1 protein-coding gene is annotated in these 435 nt (G+C 43.9%); it reads right to left on the bottom strand.

The genetic code is table 11. The features are described 5' to 3' along the window. Nucleotides 1-417 (bottom strand): alpha/beta fold hydrolase (locus K0039_RS25515; RefSeq protein ID WP_228106923.1); only part of this gene is annotated, 417 nt, incomplete at its 3' end. Nucleotides 418-435: the final 18 nt, after the last annotated feature.

The following is a 435-nucleotide window of genomic DNA, read 5'->3' on the forward strand; positions in this document are numbered from 1 at the left end:
GCATGCGTCAGCTTCCTCGTATAATTCCTTAGTACCAGAAGCAACAGCATCATATAAGGCTCTTCCCTGTTCTGGTGGATTAACACTATCCTGGCCGGCAATAACAACCAAAACTGGGCACTGTACTTTGGCTGCGCTCTCTGCCGGTTTATATTGCAACGTCTCCATAACCGTAAGGAAAGGTATTTTTATATCCATTTCAGGATACTGACCTTTTACCTTCTCGAAGAATACCTTTGATTCATTATCACTCAGTACCCGGGTAACCCCCACAAACATCTCTTTCCCGGTATTTTTCTTCTTTTCTGCCATTTTATTCAGCGTGGACAGAAAAGAATCTTTCTCCAGTTCATTCATTTCTCCGGTAACCAGAACCTCACCGTCAGCAAAAGCCAGCTGGCTGACAATACTTTTCACTCTTTTATCCTGCGCAGC

The organism is Terrisporobacter mayombei (genome assembly GCF_020748465.1).
In the GTDB taxonomy this organism is placed as follows: domain Bacteria; phylum Bacillota; class Clostridia; order Peptostreptococcales; family Peptostreptococcaceae; genus Terrisporobacter; species Terrisporobacter mayombei.